Below are 17262 nucleotides of genomic sequence, written 5' to 3'. Positions count from 1 at the left end.
ACTAAATAATTCCCTGTTTAAGTGAGTCTGTTACTATTCCCCCTTTGGGGGTTAGGGGGCTTCGGGGTTTGTACTGCGCTGCCACCTGAGCTATCAGTTTAATATGCTCAGGGTTTGTACCACAGCACCCCCCAATAATATTAATAAGGTTATCATCCAGATACTCTTTAATAAGCTGCTGCATTTCTTCCGGTGTCTGGTCATACTGTCCAAATGCATTAGGCAGACCCGCATTAGGGTGTGCCGACACGTTGAACGAAGTATTATGAGCCAGCCTTTTCAGGTACGGTTTAAGCTGATCGGCACCAAGCGCACAGTTAAAGCCCACACTTAATAAAGGAATATGTGAAATAGAAATAAGAAATGCCTCTACCGTTTGCCCTGACAGTGTCCTGCCCGAAGCATCGGTAATTGTACCACTAACCATGATAGGTATATCTATACCCAACTCATCTTTTACCTCTTCTATGGCAAAAAGGGCCGCTTTTGCATTAAGCGTATCAAAAATGGTTTCTACCAGCAGAATATCACTACCTCCTTCAATAAGGGCATGCACCTGCTCTTTATAGGCAATTAAAAGGTCATCAAAAGTTATGGCTCTGAATCCGGGGTCGTTTACATCGGGCGACATACTTGCCGTACGGTTTGTAGGCCCTATGGAACCTGCTACAAATCGGGGTTTATCAGGATTTTTAGCGGTATATTCATCAGCTACCTCGCGGGCAATTCTTGCCGACTCATAGTTAAGTTCGTAAACAAGGCTTTCCATATGGTAATCGGCCATACCAACAGTAGTGCCCGAAAATGTATTGGTTTCAACAATATCGGCACCTGCCTCAAAATATTGGGCATGAATATCCCTTATAGCCTGTGGCTGGGTAAGTGTTAAAAGGTCATTATTGCCTTTTAACGGATGCGGAAAATCTTTAAATCGTTCGCCCCTGAAATCTTCTTCAGTAAAATTATACCGCTGCAACATGGTACCCATGGCGCCGTCCAGTATAAGTATCCTTTCATTAAGGGCCTGATGTATTTTTGACATAACAGTTTATATTCGGATTAATGTTCCGTTATAAAATCAATATGTCATCAAAAAAAGTGGAGTTAATATACCGTAAGTATATTTCTTGTGTTATCTATCCGCTCAATTGCGGTAGAATTTAGCACCTTCTTTAAAGATTAAAGGGTTGCTAAGGCTTCAACGGGTCTATTCCCTCTGCCTTTCGTGATAACAAATCAATGTGTAAAAGAACCCTGCAAAGTAATGTAATAAATTGTTACAAAACAAATTTGTTTTAATTTTGAATCAAATTTCTTAATTCCGAAAAATGTTCAAGTTTGACAACAATCCGGACACATGGCAAAGACTGGATTATCAGATAATGTGTCGTGGATCTATAAAGCCCTATACTGAAGATGCATCTTTAAAAAACGATATCTCCTGGCTGGAATCTGAAAATTACAACGTAACAGAATTTGATTGCAGCACATGGGAAACACAGGAATTAATGCACTTTGAACTTTCTGATAAGCTTGAGTTTCCGGGCTATTATGGAAAAAACTACGGTGCTTTAAACGAATGTCTTAACGAACTTGAAATAACAAATGACGGACTTGTTGTAGTATTCCGAAATCTGGATACTCTTAATATAAATACAGCTCATACACTTATGGATATATTTATAGCAAGTTCAAGACGTCATTTGTTATTTAATGAACGTTTAATAATTTTAATTAAAGTTAAAAGCAACAAATATCCATTACACCCATTAGGCTCCATAGAGTTATCCTGGGATTGGTAACATTAAGCCGCAAGCCTTTTTTGCTTTTCGGCTATTTCTATAAGCGACTCAAATAACTTTTCTACAGCTGCATGCTTATCCCCTTTAGCATTGTGTACAAAAGTGCTTTCCAGTCCGCGTACCGATGCTGCCAGTTTTACGTTTTCCTTAAAATCAGCAGGAAGATCAGCAACAGTTTTATTTACCGATACCACATTAAACCCTGCCTGTATCAGTTTTATATATTGCGATGGCAGCTTAGCATCGGCAGTGGCATCAACCGCAATCAGGTTACTAATATTATTAGCAAGAACATAGCTAACCACGTCTTCCATCTTAAACGGAATACTAAACTGTATAAAGTTGGCTTCCCATGAAAAATTAGCACCTTCCTTTGCAAAAAAGGCAACCGATGAGTTTGTAATTACAGGAAACCTGAAATCTATCTTACTCTCAAGTGCCAGTTCTTTTCTTTCTTTTAAAACTTTATTTATTAATGCGCTCCCTATATTTCCTATACCAAAGAGCACTATATTGATTCTATTATTCATTACGATTTTCTTTTTTTAAGAAACTGCTTCTCCCGCTTTAGCGGGAGGTGGCAGTTCTTCACAAACAAACAAAAAACAACTTATATATCTTTTCCTCTTAGTTAGAGTAATTGTATTCTTTATAGAGTATCAGGTCTACCGGAGTGGCATTAACCAGATTATCATAAACAGGGCTGCGGTCCTGTATTTCCTTCAGCCATTTTTGCAATGCGGTTAACGGTGCCTTTGTTGTAGGCTTAAGGGTAATTTCCAGTTTATTAAAACCTGCCCTTTCTTTAGTAGGCCTGCCTTCATACTTTGCAACATTAAAGTTCCCAGTAATTTCCACCTGAAGTGAGTCCAGCGTTAAGCCCTGTTCACTTGCCACCAGCTGACCCAGCGAATTGATGCACCCTGCAAAACCGGCAAGAATGTATTCGTAAGGGTTAGGGCCTTCCAGTTCGGGAAATTTTTCATTCTCACTGATCCTTAAATCAGTATTCAGGGTTTTTACAACAAACTGTTTATTGTTTCCTGTATACCCCAGTACATTAATTGAAGTTGCACTCATAATTATTTTTTTTAAGCTATTGATAATGATTTGAAATAAAAAAAGTCCTTTTGGAGGGTTACCAAAAGGACTTTAAACTTGGGTTATATATAAACTACAGATTAAGTCGTTCGCTTTTGGTAACAGCAATGGGGCATCCACATCCATGTATAACAAATGTGATGGCAAATAATAAATGATTTAAAAAATGTGAAGGTTTTCATACCCTGTTCCTGTTTTAGTTTTTTTCTTAAAATAAAAAAGCCCCTGCTGTTGGCAGGGGCTTACTGTGCTTATATAATTTTTTGATTTAAAATTAGTCAACAGTCACCCCTGCGGAAGTTTTCCACATAAAGTAAAATGTATGACAAATATTAAATTTCATTTCTTCTGATTTTGAGTAACAAACTTCTGAACAATTCCTGACATACGCAATACCCAAAATAAAAATTAACATTTAAAAAACACAAAATCAGCCTATAAATACTACGTATTTAAATTTCAGGGAACTTGAAACACTATTTTTTCATAGAGATAAAGTATTAAAATCCTGAGGCATTTTTTTTATTCCAAATAGGTTTTATACCTTTGCATCATAAAAAATTAGAGGAAAGATTTGAACTGATTGCAACCTCATTAAAAAATGCTAAAGCAGGACTTCATTCCCCTTTAGCATTCCCTGCATTCTCATTTCTTCCCCTTCATAAATTATATAGAATTTTATGGCATATTTATTTACGTCAGAATCAGTGAGCGAAGGGCATCCTGATAAAATTGCTGACCAGATTTCGGATGCGCTGATTGATAACTTCCTTGCTTTTGACCCCGAGTCTAAAGTTGCCTGCGAAACACTTGTTACGACAGGACAGGTTATTCTTGCCGGAGAGGTTAAGTCTAAAACTTACCTTGATGTACAGCAGATAGCACGCGACGTTATCAAAAAAATAGGATATACTAAAAGCGAATATATGTTTGAGGCCAACTCATGTGGTGTGCTTTCTGCCATCCACGAGCAGTCTCAGGACATTAACCAGGGAGTTGACAGAACGACTAAAGAAGAACAGGGAGCCGGAGACCAGGGTATGATGTTTGGTTATGCTACAAACGAAACCGAAGACTATATGCCTCTTGCCTTAAACCTGTCTCACAAACTGTTACAGGAACTGGCAGAGCTTCGCCGTGAAAATAAAGACATTACTTACCTGCGCCCTGATGCAAAATCTCAGGTAACACTTGAGTATGATGATGATAACAAGCCTGTAAAAATTAAAGCTATCGTAATATCTACACAGCATGACGACTTTGATACCGAAGATGTTATGCTTGCTAAAATCAAAAAAGACATACTTGACATCCTTATACCAAGAATACTGGCAAAGAACCCTCAGTATGCTCATCTATTTAACAACGATATCGAGTACCACATAAACCCTACAGGTAAGTTTGTAATAGGCGGACCTCACGGTGATGCCGGACTTACGGGAAGAAAAATTATTGTAGATACTTATGGTGGTAAAGGTGCTCATGGTGGTGGTGCTTTCTCTGGTAAAGACCCGAGTAAAGTAGACCGAAGTGCGGCCTATGCAACCCGTCATATTGCTAAAAACCTTGTTGCTGCAGGTGTTGCAGACGAAATACTTGTTCAGGTATCTTATGCTATTGGTGTAGCTAAGCCTATGGGTATATACATCAATACTTACGGTACTCAAAAAGTAAACCTTACTGATGGCGAAATCGCTAAAAAGGTAGAGGCTATATTTGATATGCGCCCTTACTTTATTGAGCAGCGCCTTAAGCTTAGAAACCCTATCTATAGTGAAACGGCAGCTTACGGACACATGGGCCGCAAGCCGGAAACCGTAACAAAGGTTTTCACATCGCCTTACGGAGAGGAAAAAACAGTTGAAGTAGAACTGTTTACATGGGAGAAATTAGACTATGTTGAAAAAGTAAAAGAAGCTTTCGGGTTGTAATCAACCCAGAAGAAGAAGAAAAATAAAAGGCAGCCAAGTGGCTGCCTTTTTTATGTTATAAACTATACCTTACGGTTAGCATTAAGTATCGCGGTTGTACCCTATATTTAGATACCGATGTACTAAACTGGTTAAAACTGTCGGTGTTAAGTGAAGTCGTGTTAAGCAGGTTAGTTCCTCCTACCTTAAACTCCCATTTGTTACCCGGCACTGTATACATAACGTAAGCATCTAAAAAATCATATTTGTTATCTGAAGTTCTTGTGTCATTGTAGTAATGGTTAAACTGATAATCAGCTGTTACGGTAAACGATTTCCAGAATATATAATCCAGCTTTGCAAACGGCCTGTGGTTATAGAATTTATTATCGGCATAATCATTAATGCTCAAGGTATAACCTACTTCAATATTAGGCACTGTTTTATAATTTGTGGCAAAGCTTGTGGTATAGCTTTGGGTAAACTGTTCGTTAGCCTGCCTTATTGAGTTTTCAATAGTCGGCACACCTGTCAGTCCGCTATTAGGATCGAACCTGAAGTTGTTGAACTTATTCCAGCTCAGGTTAACCATTACAGAGGCCTTGTAATAGCGCCAAAAGCTTTTGTTATAACCAACCATACCTGTTAGTGACTGATCGGCAAAATTAGAGTTCTCTACAGTGCTTATACTGTTTGCCCCGTTATAGCCTGCAAGGCTTTTAACGGCATCCATACGGTGATTATAATTAATGGAACCGAATACCTGCGTAAAGCTGAACATATCAAACTTAAAGTAACGAAGGCTGTGATTTTGATACAGCGCATTTTCCAGATACGGATTACCCCTAAACAATGAGTTATAGTTGGTAAATATAAGTCCCTGTGCAAAATTAGTCACATCAGTAAACTCGGTAGTCATGTTGTAGGTATAGGTAAGGCTCTCCGATTTTTTTATCTGATATAATGCATACACATCCGGCAATACATTGTAGAAATTATTTTCAATTTTGGCTCCCAGCTGTTCGTTATAAGAATTATAACTATGGAAAGTTACCCCGGGATTAAACGTAAACTTACCTGTAATAAACTTGTAATGAAGGCCTAAAAACACATCATTAAAACTATACTTAACATCATTCTTAGAGTTATCATCAAGGTTATCCTGACTGTTATCATCCAGAATCTGGAATATATCCGAATTGAAGCTCTGGTAAGAATGGGTATTGCCTAAAGTAAGATTGATATTGCTCTTAGGGGTTACCATGTAATAATAATCAAGTTTAGCGTCCACCTTATTCGTGATTACAAAACGCTCCTGAGTAATATCATAACGGGTAGCCGGAGACAACCCAAGGTTTAATGAAGAGTCTCCTATTGGCGAATCAGGGAAAGGGTTATTTCCTAAATTGGCATTATAGAACGGATCTTCATCCTGATATAAGTGCTGTCCCTCAAATGCCAATACATTTTTATCATCTAAGGTATAGTACAGGTTAAAGTTCTGGTTAAACGAGAAAGGCCTTTGCTTTTTCAGTCCGTAAATTTCCTGATCCTGAATTGTCTCGGGAAATACCGAAGAAAACAATCCGCTCTCTTCCCTTTGGTCAGACGATTTAACCAAGGCATCATAATCCACGTGTAAGTTTTTGTTTGGTATATAACTACCGCTCAGCTTAAACACGGCAAACTCACTTTTTTGCAACGATTTTTCGGCTGTTTCCTGAGTAGTTTGTGTTTCACCCGATTGAGGATCTAAAATCTGTCTTCTTGTTTCCGTTTCTGTTTCCGTACGGCTGGAATTGAATATACCAAAACCGCTTATTGTTAAAGCTTTGGTAGGATTATAGCTAAAATTAGCCGCCCCAAATTTGGTCTCTATTTCTTTTGCACGGTTGTTACGCAGTAATGCAATCCCTAAGTCATTAGAGCCTATATTAAAGTTGGTTCCTCCCTTACGCATCATGTTACGGAAACCTCCGGTAAACTTAAAGTAATCCTGTATGGTAAGTGGCAAATCTCCGTTATTGTTAAGATTCCCTATAACGTTAATACTGTATTTAGGACTGTAGTAAAAAAGCTTAGGGTTTGCCAGATAACGCTCGCCTTCACCTATACTCGCCCCGGCAGAAATATCTCCAAACCAAAAGTTCTTTTTACCGTCTTTCAGTTTTATATTCATCGCCACATTGTCCTGATTGTTCTCAAGTCCCTTAAGCTGACTAACCTCATTGTAATTTCTTAAAACCTCAATTTTATCAAGGGCATCGGCAGGAATATTTTTTACCCCAAGCTTAGTATCCCCGTCAAAAAAGTCTTTCCCTTCAACCATCAGCTTAGAAACGGTTTTACCTTCTACAGTAACCTCTCCGTCATCATTAACCTCCACACCCGGGAGCTTTTTCAAAACATCTTCCAGCTTTCGTTCAGAACCATTAGTAAACGAATCAGAGTTATATACGATAGTATCGCCTTTTATGGTAACCGGCATCTCATAAGTAATCTCAAGTCCGGCAAGCTCTACCCCCTGCTGTAATACTATATTCTTGGTTACATTTTCCGTTCCTGTGGTAAAGGTAATTTCCTGAGCAGTAAAACCTATATAGCTTGACTTAAGGATATATTGGGTATTTGCCTTAAGAATCATTTGGTATTTACCAGCCTCGTTGGTAATAGCATACGATTCCATTTCGTTGGTAACCTTATTAACCACCATAACGTTTGCCATTTCAAGAGGGATGCCAAGAGAGTCTTTAACGGTACCTTCCAGTCGTATATTTTGGGAATAAGAATATCCTGAGAGCAGTAAAAACAGCCCTAAAAGTAATTTGTTCATCGGTATAAATTGGTAAGTTTAGTATAAGATTATCCGCCCATTCTCATGCGTCCTCCGCCACCGGGACCACCCATCTGCTGCATTTCCTGCATTTTCTTCATAAGGATTTCAGCAAATTCCTCCTGAGTTACTTTTTGACCCTTCTTTGGTTCTTTAATCTCAACTTTTTCTTTGGTATTAAGTACTATTTTAGAGCAAAGTATGTTGGTTTTACCGTCGTTCACTTCAAGAATAAGACCCGGCAGGCCCCAGTAATTTGCGGGCCCCTGATTAATAGGAATTTCAGGAGTATACCATGCTGTTACCTCAACAAAATCGGGCATTTCTACCATATCCATAAAGTTGGTCTTTTTAAGCTCCTCCTCATTACCTTCCTCCTGAAGCTTTTTTATTTTCTCTTCAGCCCCTTTCTTAGGTCGGAAATTCATCATGTTCGATTTGTCAACAGGCATTTGTGCCGTAGCCTTATAGCAGGTATAGTTCCCTATTTTTTTGCTTTCATTCTCCATCTTCCATTTAATAACCGGAAGCGAATCACTAACAAGAAACTCTTTTCCAAAAATGTCTTTCTCCATCATCACCTTCTTGTCCTTTACATTTTTGTATTGTTTACCTCCGCCACCAGTCATACTTGACATCATTTTGAAAGGCCCTCCGTCCTGTCCCGGAGCATCAAGTTTTTGTTCTTCTTCATAAATTGAAGCTACTTTATCAAAATGAAGCGTAAACGTTTTTTCAAACATACCCTTCACTCGTTCCTCAATCATTTTTCTCATTTCGGGAGTGATATCCTTATTGCTGTCAAGACGATTGTTTAAATCGGCCATGCTGGTTTTTGACTCATAAACAGCCATGCCCTGAAAATCCTGCGCATATGATGATACTATGGAAAGTAATAATGTTGTAAAATAAAAAATGTACTTTATCATGTTGTTTGGTTTTTAGCTATTTACTGGTTAGACTAATAAATAGGGCATTTGTTACATAGGCTTTACAAAAAAAATTAAACTTTACCCTTTTATTTTTCGTAATTTGGCTTCGTATGAAAAAAGCCCTGTTATCATTCACCCTTTTATTTTGTGCCTTTATTTCGGCACAGGAACTTACCATTCCGGTTAAGTTTTTATCCAGTACAAAAAACACTACCGAAAGATATATAGGCACCGATGCTTTTGGCTGGGAATACACTATAACCGATAACGAATTCAGGAAACAAAACGACCAGAAAAGGCTAAACTACAAAAGCCTCTCCTTAGGCGATATTTACAGGGTAGACCTTCAAAACCCATTACAGATAGTTCTTTTTTACAAAAGCTTCAATACGGTTGTATTACTCGACAACCAACTTACCGAAACGGCACGTTTTAACTTTTCTGACATTTCCCAACCGATAATTGCTGAAGCAGCCGGACTGGCCTCACAAAACAGGTTATGGCTGTATGACATCAACACACAGCAGATTGGTTTGTATGACACTTCACAAAACAGTTTTAAAACCATAACTCCACAATTAAACGATGGTATGAAATACTACCAGTCTGACTATAATTATTTCTATTGGATAAACAACAGTAACAAATGCTACAGGGTTAACCTGTTTGGAAAAGTAAATCCGCTGGGTACGGTCGAAGATTTTGACCAACTGCAATTTACAGCGCCAACGACCGTTTTATTCAGTAAAGACAACACCCTTTATCTTTATAATACAGAAACGCAAAGCCGCAAAGTGGTTGAGATTAAGGAAAAAAGCTTTAAAAGTTTCTATTACAAAGAGCAAATTTTATCTATTTTTACAGACAACGATATAACACAGTATAAAATAACAGCAACCGAATAATGCATATAGCAGTAGCCGGAAATATAGGTGCCGGAAAAACCACGTTAACAGAGTTATTAGCCAAACATTTTAAATGGGATCCGCATTTTGAAGATGTGGTAGACAACCCTTATCTTGACGATTTTTACCATCAGATGGAGCGCTGGTCGTTTAACCTGCAGATTTATTTCTTAAACACCCGCCTTAGGCAGGTGCTTCAGTTTAAGGAAAGTGGTAAGAACATTATACAGGACAGGACCATCTATGAGGATTCTCATATTTTTGCCCCTAACCTGCATGCTATGGGACTTATGAGCAACAGGGATTTTAGTAACTACACTTCGCTTTTTGAACTTATGGAAACCTTTGTAGGCGCACCTGATTTGCTTATCTATCTTAGAAGCTCAATCCCTAATCTGGTAAAGCAGATACACAAACGCGGACGTGATTATGAGAATTCCATATCCATTGATTACCTGAGCAGGCTAAACGAGCGTTATGAGGCATGGATTCAGAATTATGATAAAGGGAAGTTGCTTATTGTTGATGTGGATAAAAACAACTTTGTAGATAATCCGGAAGATCTGGGAGATATTATCAACAGGATTAATGCCGAACTTAACGGACTTTTCTAAACAATATAAAATCAAAAATGCCCGCTGTACAGCGGGCATTTTTTTCTAGTAATAGATATAATTAGTTTTTGTTTTCCTTTAATGCTTCGATTTGAGCCCTTACTTCTTCCTCTGTACCTTCAAAAACCTTTTCTTCCATTTTCACATCCTCATTGGTAGTATAGGTAGATATTACCACCTTAGCAGTAACCTTGCCGTCTTCACCCACTTCTTTTTCAATAGAAATTTCTTTTCTGTTCTCTATAGCGTTTGTTATAGGCTGTTCTATAACCGTAGCCGACTGAACATTCATATTTCCACCCTCAGCATGTCCGCCTAAAATTGGGGCAATAACAAGCCCTATAAGACAGCTTAGCTTGATAAGGATATTCATAGAAGGCCCAGAAGTATCTTTAAACGGATCTCCTACTGTATCACCTGTTACAGCAGCTTTGTGCGCATCAGATCCCTTATAGGTCATTTCTCCGTTAATCATAACTCCGGCTTCAAAAGATTTTTTGGCATTGTCCCATGCACCCCCTGCGTTATTTTGGAAAACTGCCCAAAGCACACCCGAAACAGTTACCCCTGCCATATAACCACCCAGCATTTCTGCCACTAACTGATGGTTATCCGGATAAATAAGCATACCTATAAGCACAATAGCAATAGGGAAACCAATAGTAAGCAGGCCGGGAAGCATCATTTCGCGTAAAGCAGCCTTTGTAGAGATTTCTACACATTTACCATACTCTGGCTTACCTGTGCCTTCCATAATACCAGGAATCTCTTTAAACTGCCTCCTAACCTCATATACCATATCCATTGCTGCCTTACCAACAGAGTTCATGGCAAGTGCAGAGAATACTACCGGAATCATACCACCTACAAAAAGCATAGCCAGTACCGGAGCCTTAAATATATTAATACCGTCTATACCTGTAAAGGTTACATAGGCGGCAAAAAGCGCTAATGACGTTAAGGCTGCCGAAGCAATAGCAAATCCTTTACCTGTAGCCGCTGTTGTATTACCCACAGAATCTAAGATGTCTGTACGGGTACGCACCTCTTTTGGCAGTTCGCTCATTTCGGCAATACCTCCTGCGTTATCCGATATCGGCCCGAATGCATCAATAGCAAGCTGCATAGCAGTAGTAGCCATCATTGCCGATGCCGCTAAAGCCACACCATAAAATCCTGCCAGAGCATAAGAACCCCAAATTGCGCCTGCAAATAAAAGCACAGTTGGGAAAGTAGAAACCATACCCGTAGCAAGTCCGGCAATAATATTAGTACCGGCACCTGTACTCGATTTTTGTACTATAGCTAAAATCGGCTTTTTACCAAGCCCTGTATAATATTCAGTTACCGATGAAATAACACCTCCCACAAATAAACCAACAAGGGTTGCATAGAACACCCTCATGGAAGATATGGTTTGTGCTTCCTCTCCATAAAAGTTCATTTTCATTGTTTCAGGTAACAGATAGGTCACCAAAAAGTAGCATGATACCGCTACAAGCGCAATAGAAACCCAGTTACCCACATTAAGTGCTCCCTGAACCTCCGCCTCTTTAGCATTATTATCTTTTATTCTCACCAACAAAGTACCGATAATGGAGAACAATATACCGAATCCGGCAATTGCCATAGGAAGCAAGATAGGACCTATACCGCCAAATGCATCTGTAAATGCAGGGTTATCCATTAAAATATCCCTCAACACATAATTGCCTAATACCATTGCCGCTAAAACCGTAGCCACGTATGACCCGAAAAGATCGGCACCCATACCGGCAACGTCACCTACATTATCCCCTACGTTATCGGCAATAGTCGCCGGGTTACGAGGATCATCTTCCGGAATACCGGCTTCCACCTTCCCTACAAGGTCAGCACCTACGTCGGCAGCTTTAGTATAAATACCACCTCCCACACGGGCAAATAATGCAATAGACTCTGCACCTAAAGAAAAACCTGCAAGGGTTTCCAGTACAATAGTCATAAGTTCCTGTGGCGTTCTGCTCACTCCATCAATATCTGCAGGAGCCCAAACACCATTCATAAAATAATGGAAAAAGAAAATAAAGAAGCCTGTTAATCCAAGTACTGCCAGTCCGGCAACACCAAGCCCCATTACAGTACCGCCACCAAAAGACACTTTAAGTGCCTGTGGTAAGCTTGACCTTGCAGCCTGCGTTGTTCTTACATTTGACTTGGTTGCGATTTTCATTCCCATATTTCCTGCAAGCGCAGAAAAGAAAGCTCCAAAAATAAAAGCCACCACGATAAGTATATCTGTGGTGGGGACTATATATGAAATAACCGCCAGGGCTATACTGGCGGCTATAACGAAAAATGCAAGTAATCTGTATTCTGCCTTTAAGAAAGCTAAGGCGCCTTCGTAGATGTAATCGGAGATTTCTTTCATCTTACCATCTCCGGCATCCTGCTTAAGCACCCATGATCTTTTGGCTGCCATAAAAAGAAGCCCTACAACGGCCATAATAATAGGCACGTAAATCATAATTGATTCCATAAAAAAGAATTTTGGTTTGTTAATAGATTCGTAAATGTAACAAAACCAAAATAAATAAAAAAGCAATATTCAGGGTTGAATATTGCTTTTTTGATATTTTTTTACAAAATATGTTATCGGATGCTAAATAACTCCTCAGGTCTGTCCTGTAAAGTATCAAAACGGTCAACACATTTCTCAATAATCTCACGTGCTTCCTTAACATCACCCCATCCTCCAACATCAACTTTCTTATTCTCAAGGTCTTTGTATACCTGGAAGAAGTGCTCAATCTCTTTTAGTAAGTGAGGGTTCATATCACTTAGATCCTCAAGTCTGTTCCAAATTGGATCTGATACAGGAACACAAACAATTTTCTCGTCCGGACCTTTTTCATCTGCCATGTGGAATACACCAATTGGCTTAACTTCCATAACACAACCAGGGAAAGTAGGCTCTGTTACTAACACTAGTACATCAAGAGGGTCACCATCCAAAGCAAGAGTTTCAGGAATAAAACCATAATCTGCAGGATACATCATAGACGAGAATAACATCCTGTCATAACGTATCTTCTTTAATTCAAAGTCATACTCATATTTATTTCTGCTTCCTTTTGGTATCTCGATAAGTACATCGAACGAATTTGATTTTGCTGCGCTCATTTTTATTGTCTTATTATTTCATTTACAGTTTTAGCGGGTGCAAAATTAGTGTAATTTTTACTGTTTACAAAGCAATAACACTATTAAAAACACTGTCTTGTAGTGAGTTTACGTAAATTTAATAAGGAAATTTGCGGTCACGCTTTTCCGGATAGTAGTGCCACAAAAAAAAATAACTGAAAGTCTCGGAGTTATCTGTAAAAACTTTTCATCTTATTTTCTGCACAAAGCAGATGACTTATTCATATAAAAAACTAAAGCCCTCTTAAAAAGAAGGCTTTAGACTACTATACGTATTAACTATTAATAAAAACTACTTTAAAAAGTCGCTTCACCTTTTACGCAGTTGTAAGTACAACCGTTTTCTTCGCAATAAGGTATTTTTTGTGTACCCTCGGTTAAAAACCTAAGGTTACATCCTGATGCACAACCTGTACATGTGGTTGATGCACCTCCAAAGTTTCTGTCTACAGTAAACTGAAAACTAGAATTTTGAACCAGCATTATACCTGTAGAAAAGTTTTTAGAACTGTTACTTGCAGTTCCAATCAGCATAAAAGCATCAACGCTGGGATTATTAGTAGCTGTCAACTTAGATATTGTTGCATCTGTAAGCTGATCATCATAACCCAGGCTTTTAACAATTTGCTGCATTTCAGTCAAGAGTCTTTCTTTAGGAACAGTAATTACATATTGCCCGTTTTGTTCAACGCCAATAACGCCATCCCAAACAGAACCTGTTGCTTTAAGATTAAACTCTTTATTGTTTTCGTTCATTTCAATGGAGGATTGTTCGTCTGTACATGACACAGCAAATACAGCAAACATTACAAACAAAATAGCTTTTAATAAATTTTTCTTCATAATCGGTAAGGATTTAAACTATTAATTAAAACGAAAGTAAAACTTTTAACATTACTCAACTCCCAACTAAATGTTAAAAAACATTTATTGCAGAGCAACATCCTGCTTTAAACAATCAGGACATGGTGAACATATTATTGAGGGCGCGCCATACTGTAAAACCACTAAAGGATCACAGCCTTCTTTACAGCCTGTACACTTAACCACTATTACAGTATCATCATGTTTAGCAAAATAAAGTTCGTCTCCTCTTTGCTCAAGCAATACTGCAATTTTTGTATTATTTGCTACCGCCATTCCCAGTAACACATAATAATCTCCGGGGCCATCTGCCGCCTTCACTTTTTTTATCACAATATCTTCAGGCAATATTTTATCTCCTGCAATATTTTCCCATTTCTCGTGTACACCTTTTTTATTCAGAAACTCAAAATCGTTTCCACTAATTTTAGCCACAGGATTATCTGCGGTAATATCAATCATCTTTGTGTCTTCGTCTTTCTGCTTGCAGCCCACAAAGACAAAAAATACTGCAACCAAGGCACATAACGCCATATTTTTCATACTCTTATATGTAAAATAATTTAACATAAATACGCACTAATGTACAATTTTTTTCTATACACGAAACCTTTTCTTAAAAATGGAATCCAAAAACACCCTTAACAGCAAACCTGTTAATATCCGGAAGATCAAGATAACTACCCCTCCAGGCAAAGTCTATCCTGAATACCTTAAATATATTACCTATACCGGCATGATATTCCCAATATACCTCATCAGGGGCACGGTATGTAATACTTGACGCATTAAGAGCAATATTTTCCTGAGACACGGTACCATAAATACCTTTTATACCCACTATCTCCCTAAGATTAAGTTTTCTTAATAACGGAATTCTGGAAAAAAGTCGGCCATTAAAATTATGCTCCAGATGAAGCGATACATATTCATCTGCCGCAAACTCATAATAATTCATTACATTATAGGTGTTCTCAATAATAAAGTATGACTGGTTACCGGGAACAATACCCATTAGACCAAGCGGAACAGCCCCAAATATCTTACCGGCCTCGACTGTTGTAAACAATCGACCAAAACCACCTACCAATACCGGCTGCCTGTAATAGAACTGAAGCTTTTGATAATTAAAATCACTATTAAAGATCTTTAACCCCTGAGTGTAGTTTAAGTACAGCCTTGCATAATTATAATCGACATCGCTGCGTTCTACGCCATACCCTATTGTTCTTCTCTTAGGGGTATAATCTACATGTATTCCATACTCATACTGATTGACCGTACCTTTTACCCCCTGAGAAGGGTCGCCTGGATCTATGTAATAATCCATATTAAAGGTTAACGGAGAAGCAGTCTTTAATGTCCTGTATGAAAAACTTGTTTTAAATACCAGATTTTTAACCGGCTCAATCTCTGCCGAAAATGTGGTAAAATTTATATTGGTAAGCTTACTGTTGTCGCCGCTTGCAAATAATGAGGAGGATGCAAAACTACGCCCAAGCACATCACTTGTAGCCGTTAGGCTCACACCTGTTTGCTCCACATCCCTGCGGTTACCAGCAGCAAGTATAATCCTTCTTTTTTTATCGACCATCCATTTTCCGGAAAGGCCATATTTAAACTTATTATCCTTAAGACCATAGGCTGTATATCCTTCTATACGCCACGGGTCATTTTGTCCAAAATAGGTTCGCCCTCCGGTACGCAGTCTTATTCCCTCAACATCATTATACCCGAAACTTGAGAAAATTGGTCCGTAGTCAAAGTGCCCAATCTGGTAATAGCCCGAACCTAATGTAGCAACCAGGTTATACATACGCTTAAACTTAGGAACAGTTTTAAGGGTATCAAGCATTTTATAAATACCCTTCTCATCTTTACTTAAAGACTCAAAACGGTTTCGATCCCAATACTCATCAGATTTGTTATTGACCGATTCATCAAAAAAGTTAACATCTTTATGATAAAACTCAGCCGGCTTCTCTATATTAAATTCATAGTTTTGGAATAGCGTAGTCCTTTTACCGTACACTCCTTTAGACTTCTCTTTTTTATTGAGTGCAAAATCAGACATCATGTGATCTCGGGTAAGGAGGAAAACAGAATCGTTAAGCACTTCAAACTCCTGCTCAATATAAATATCCTTTACCCAGTTAATATTAGCACCCTTGCTGGCAGACATGGCTATCTTCTTAATAGCATAAGTGGTATCATTTACCCAGAAATTCCCTTTAAAGGTCAGCTCATTTTTACGCCTTGGATAAAACACTATATTATAGCACCACTTATTATCTACATATGCACTGTCATGCAGCACATAGTTATATACATTGATACCCGTACGTGAAAGCGGACTCACAAAGTCCTTATCAAAAAACTTAAGGTAGTTATTGTAAATATCATAATCAGCATACAGGTCCTTTACAAAAGCTATTATCTGCTGGTTATCACTAAAACCGGAGTTTCTGTTTGCCTCGGTAATTTCCTTTTTCTGGTTGGTGGTATTATCACCATATACTTTACCTATATTCTCATTAATAAATATAGGAAGGTAAGTTTTACCCGTAACGGCAGAAGTATCAACATGCTCAAAAATAAACTCCATCCCCTTAAAAAGTTTGTTTTGCATAAACGCACTGTCAATGCTGTTCATGTCAAACTCTACTTTTTCATACTTATCATACTGATACTGGTTAAACATATGAAGCCCGTTCTTACGGCGCCTTTCCCATATTTTCCTTAATATATCAATAGCGGGATTATCTTTCTTGGATGTCTTACCAGAGTATATTACCACCTCTTTCAGTTCCTGAGAATCACCCAAAACAACCTTAAGATCGTAGGTAACCGATTTTTCAAGAGTAACCTCCTGCGAAGAATATCCCACAAAAGATACAAGAAGCTGAGTATAACTGTTTTTAGACTCAAGATAAAACTTACCATACTCATCGGTAATTACTCCTTCAGAAGTTCCTTTAAAGTAGACATTAGCATATGGTATAGGCTCATTTGCTTCATCCAGCACAATTCCTCCTACTTTGGTTTGTGACATCAGGGAGGCAGTGAATGACAGCATCACAGCCAGAAAAAATAGTAACTTCTTTTTCATATATGCTAT

At 38.4% G+C, this 17262-nt stretch carries 14 protein-coding genes and 1 riboswitch; of the genes, 4 read left to right on the top strand and 10 right to left on the bottom strand.

The genetic code is table 11. From position 1 onward, the window contains the following. Window position 1: 1 nt before the first annotated feature. The gene (locus FUA48_RS06690) at window positions 2–1042 is read right to left on the bottom strand and encodes a homocysteine S-methyltransferase family protein (RefSeq protein WP_147582824.1); all 1041 of its coding nucleotides are present in this window, start codon (window positions 1040–1042) and stop codon (window positions 2–4) included. Between the two features lie 87 nt (window positions 1043–1129). Next, window positions 1130–1235: riboswitch (SAM riboswitch) on the bottom strand. 93 nt (window positions 1236–1328) lie between these two features. On the opposite strand from FUA48_RS06690, the gene FUA48_RS06685 reads away from it, so the two are divergent. Further along, the gene (locus tag FUA48_RS06685) at window positions 1329–1802 is read left to right on the top strand and encodes a barstar family protein (protein WP_147582823.1); all 474 of its coding nucleotides are present in this window, start codon (window positions 1329–1331) and stop codon (window positions 1800–1802) included. Window positions 1803–1804: 2 nt separating this feature from the next. Here the strand turns inward: FUA48_RS06685 and FUA48_RS06680 are convergent, their stop codons facing one another. After that, a complete protein-coding gene (locus FUA48_RS06680) occupies window positions 1805–2332 on the bottom strand; it encodes a hypothetical protein (protein WP_147582822.1) in 528 nt (175 codons plus the stop codon). 97 nt (window positions 2333–2429) lie between these two features. Then, window positions 2430–2882 carry an OsmC family protein gene (locus tag FUA48_RS06675; RefSeq protein WP_147582821.1) on the bottom strand — a complete coding sequence of 151 codons (453 nt, stop codon included), beginning with the start codon at window positions 2880–2882 and terminating at the stop codon, window positions 2430–2432. Between the two features lie 701 nt (window positions 2883–3583). Between FUA48_RS06675 and metK the strand changes: the two genes are divergently transcribed. After that, complete coding sequence (metK, locus tag FUA48_RS06670; protein ID WP_147582820.1) at window positions 3584–4834, top strand: methionine adenosyltransferase; 1251 nt, start codon at window positions 3584–3586, stop codon at window positions 4832–4834. A 55-nt stretch (window positions 4835–4889) separates the two neighbouring features. On the opposite strand, the gene FUA48_RS06665 is transcribed toward metK, so the two are convergent. Both FUA48_RS06665 and FUA48_RS06660 read right to left on the bottom strand, forming a co-directional pair. Further along, entirely contained in the window at window positions 4890–7646 is a 2757-nt protein-coding gene (locus tag FUA48_RS06665) for a TonB-dependent receptor (protein ID WP_147582819.1), read from the bottom strand. Between the two features lie 29 nt (window positions 7647–7675). Continuing rightward, window positions 7676–8575, bottom strand: a complete 900-nt coding sequence (locus tag FUA48_RS06660) for a GLPGLI family protein (protein ID WP_147582818.1) — start codon at window positions 8573–8575, stop codon at window positions 7676–7678. A gap of 113 nt (window positions 8576–8688) precedes the next feature. On the opposite strand from FUA48_RS06660, the gene FUA48_RS06655 reads away from it, so the two are divergent. Beyond that, entirely contained in the window at window positions 8689–9483 is a 795-nt protein-coding gene (locus FUA48_RS06655; protein ID WP_147582817.1) for a hypothetical protein, read from the top strand. After that, on the top strand, window positions 9483–10097 hold the full coding sequence (locus tag FUA48_RS06650) for a deoxynucleoside kinase (protein WP_129750889.1): 615 nt from the start codon (window positions 9483–9485) through the stop codon (window positions 10095–10097). Before FUA48_RS06655 ends, FUA48_RS06650 begins: the two co-directional genes overlap by 1 nt. Before the next feature lie 61 nt (window positions 10098–10158). On the opposite strand, the gene FUA48_RS06645 is transcribed toward FUA48_RS06650, so the two are convergent. The 5 genes from FUA48_RS06645 to FUA48_RS06625 form a co-directional block, all read right to left on the bottom strand. Beyond that, window positions 10159–12615 carry a sodium-translocating pyrophosphatase gene (locus tag FUA48_RS06645; protein WP_147582816.1) on the bottom strand — a complete coding sequence of 819 codons (2457 nt, stop codon included), beginning with the start codon at window positions 12613–12615 and terminating at the stop codon, window positions 10159–10161. Window positions 12616–12728: 113 nt separating this feature from the next. Next, on the bottom strand, window positions 12729–13259 hold the full coding sequence (locus FUA48_RS06640; protein WP_129750887.1) for an inorganic diphosphatase: 531 nt from the start codon (window positions 13257–13259) through the stop codon (window positions 12729–12731). Between the two features lie 318 nt (window positions 13260–13577). Next, window positions 13578–14123: a hypothetical protein gene (locus tag FUA48_RS06635; RefSeq protein ID WP_147582815.1), complete on the bottom strand. Its 546-nt coding sequence runs from the start codon at window positions 14121–14123 to the stop codon at window positions 13578–13580. 84 nt (window positions 14124–14207) lie between these two features. Continuing rightward, the gene (locus FUA48_RS06630) at window positions 14208–14687 is read right to left on the bottom strand and encodes a hypothetical protein (protein WP_147582814.1); all 480 of its coding nucleotides are present in this window, start codon (window positions 14685–14687) and stop codon (window positions 14208–14210) included. A 73-nt stretch (window positions 14688–14760) separates the two neighbouring features. Further along, window positions 14761–17253, bottom strand: coding sequence for a DUF5686 and carboxypeptidase-like regulatory domain-containing protein (locus FUA48_RS06625; RefSeq protein ID WP_147582813.1), 2493 nt, complete (start codon window positions 17251–17253; stop codon window positions 14761–14763). Window positions 17254–17262 lie beyond the last annotated feature (9 nt).

Origin of the sequence: Flavobacterium alkalisoli, from assembly GCF_008000935.1 — a bacterium.
Lineage (GTDB): Bacteria > Bacteroidota > Bacteroidia > Flavobacteriales > Flavobacteriaceae > Flavobacterium > Flavobacterium alkalisoli.
The sequence above is the reverse complement of the archived record's forward strand: the minus strand, read 5'-3'. Positions and strand labels throughout refer to the sequence as shown.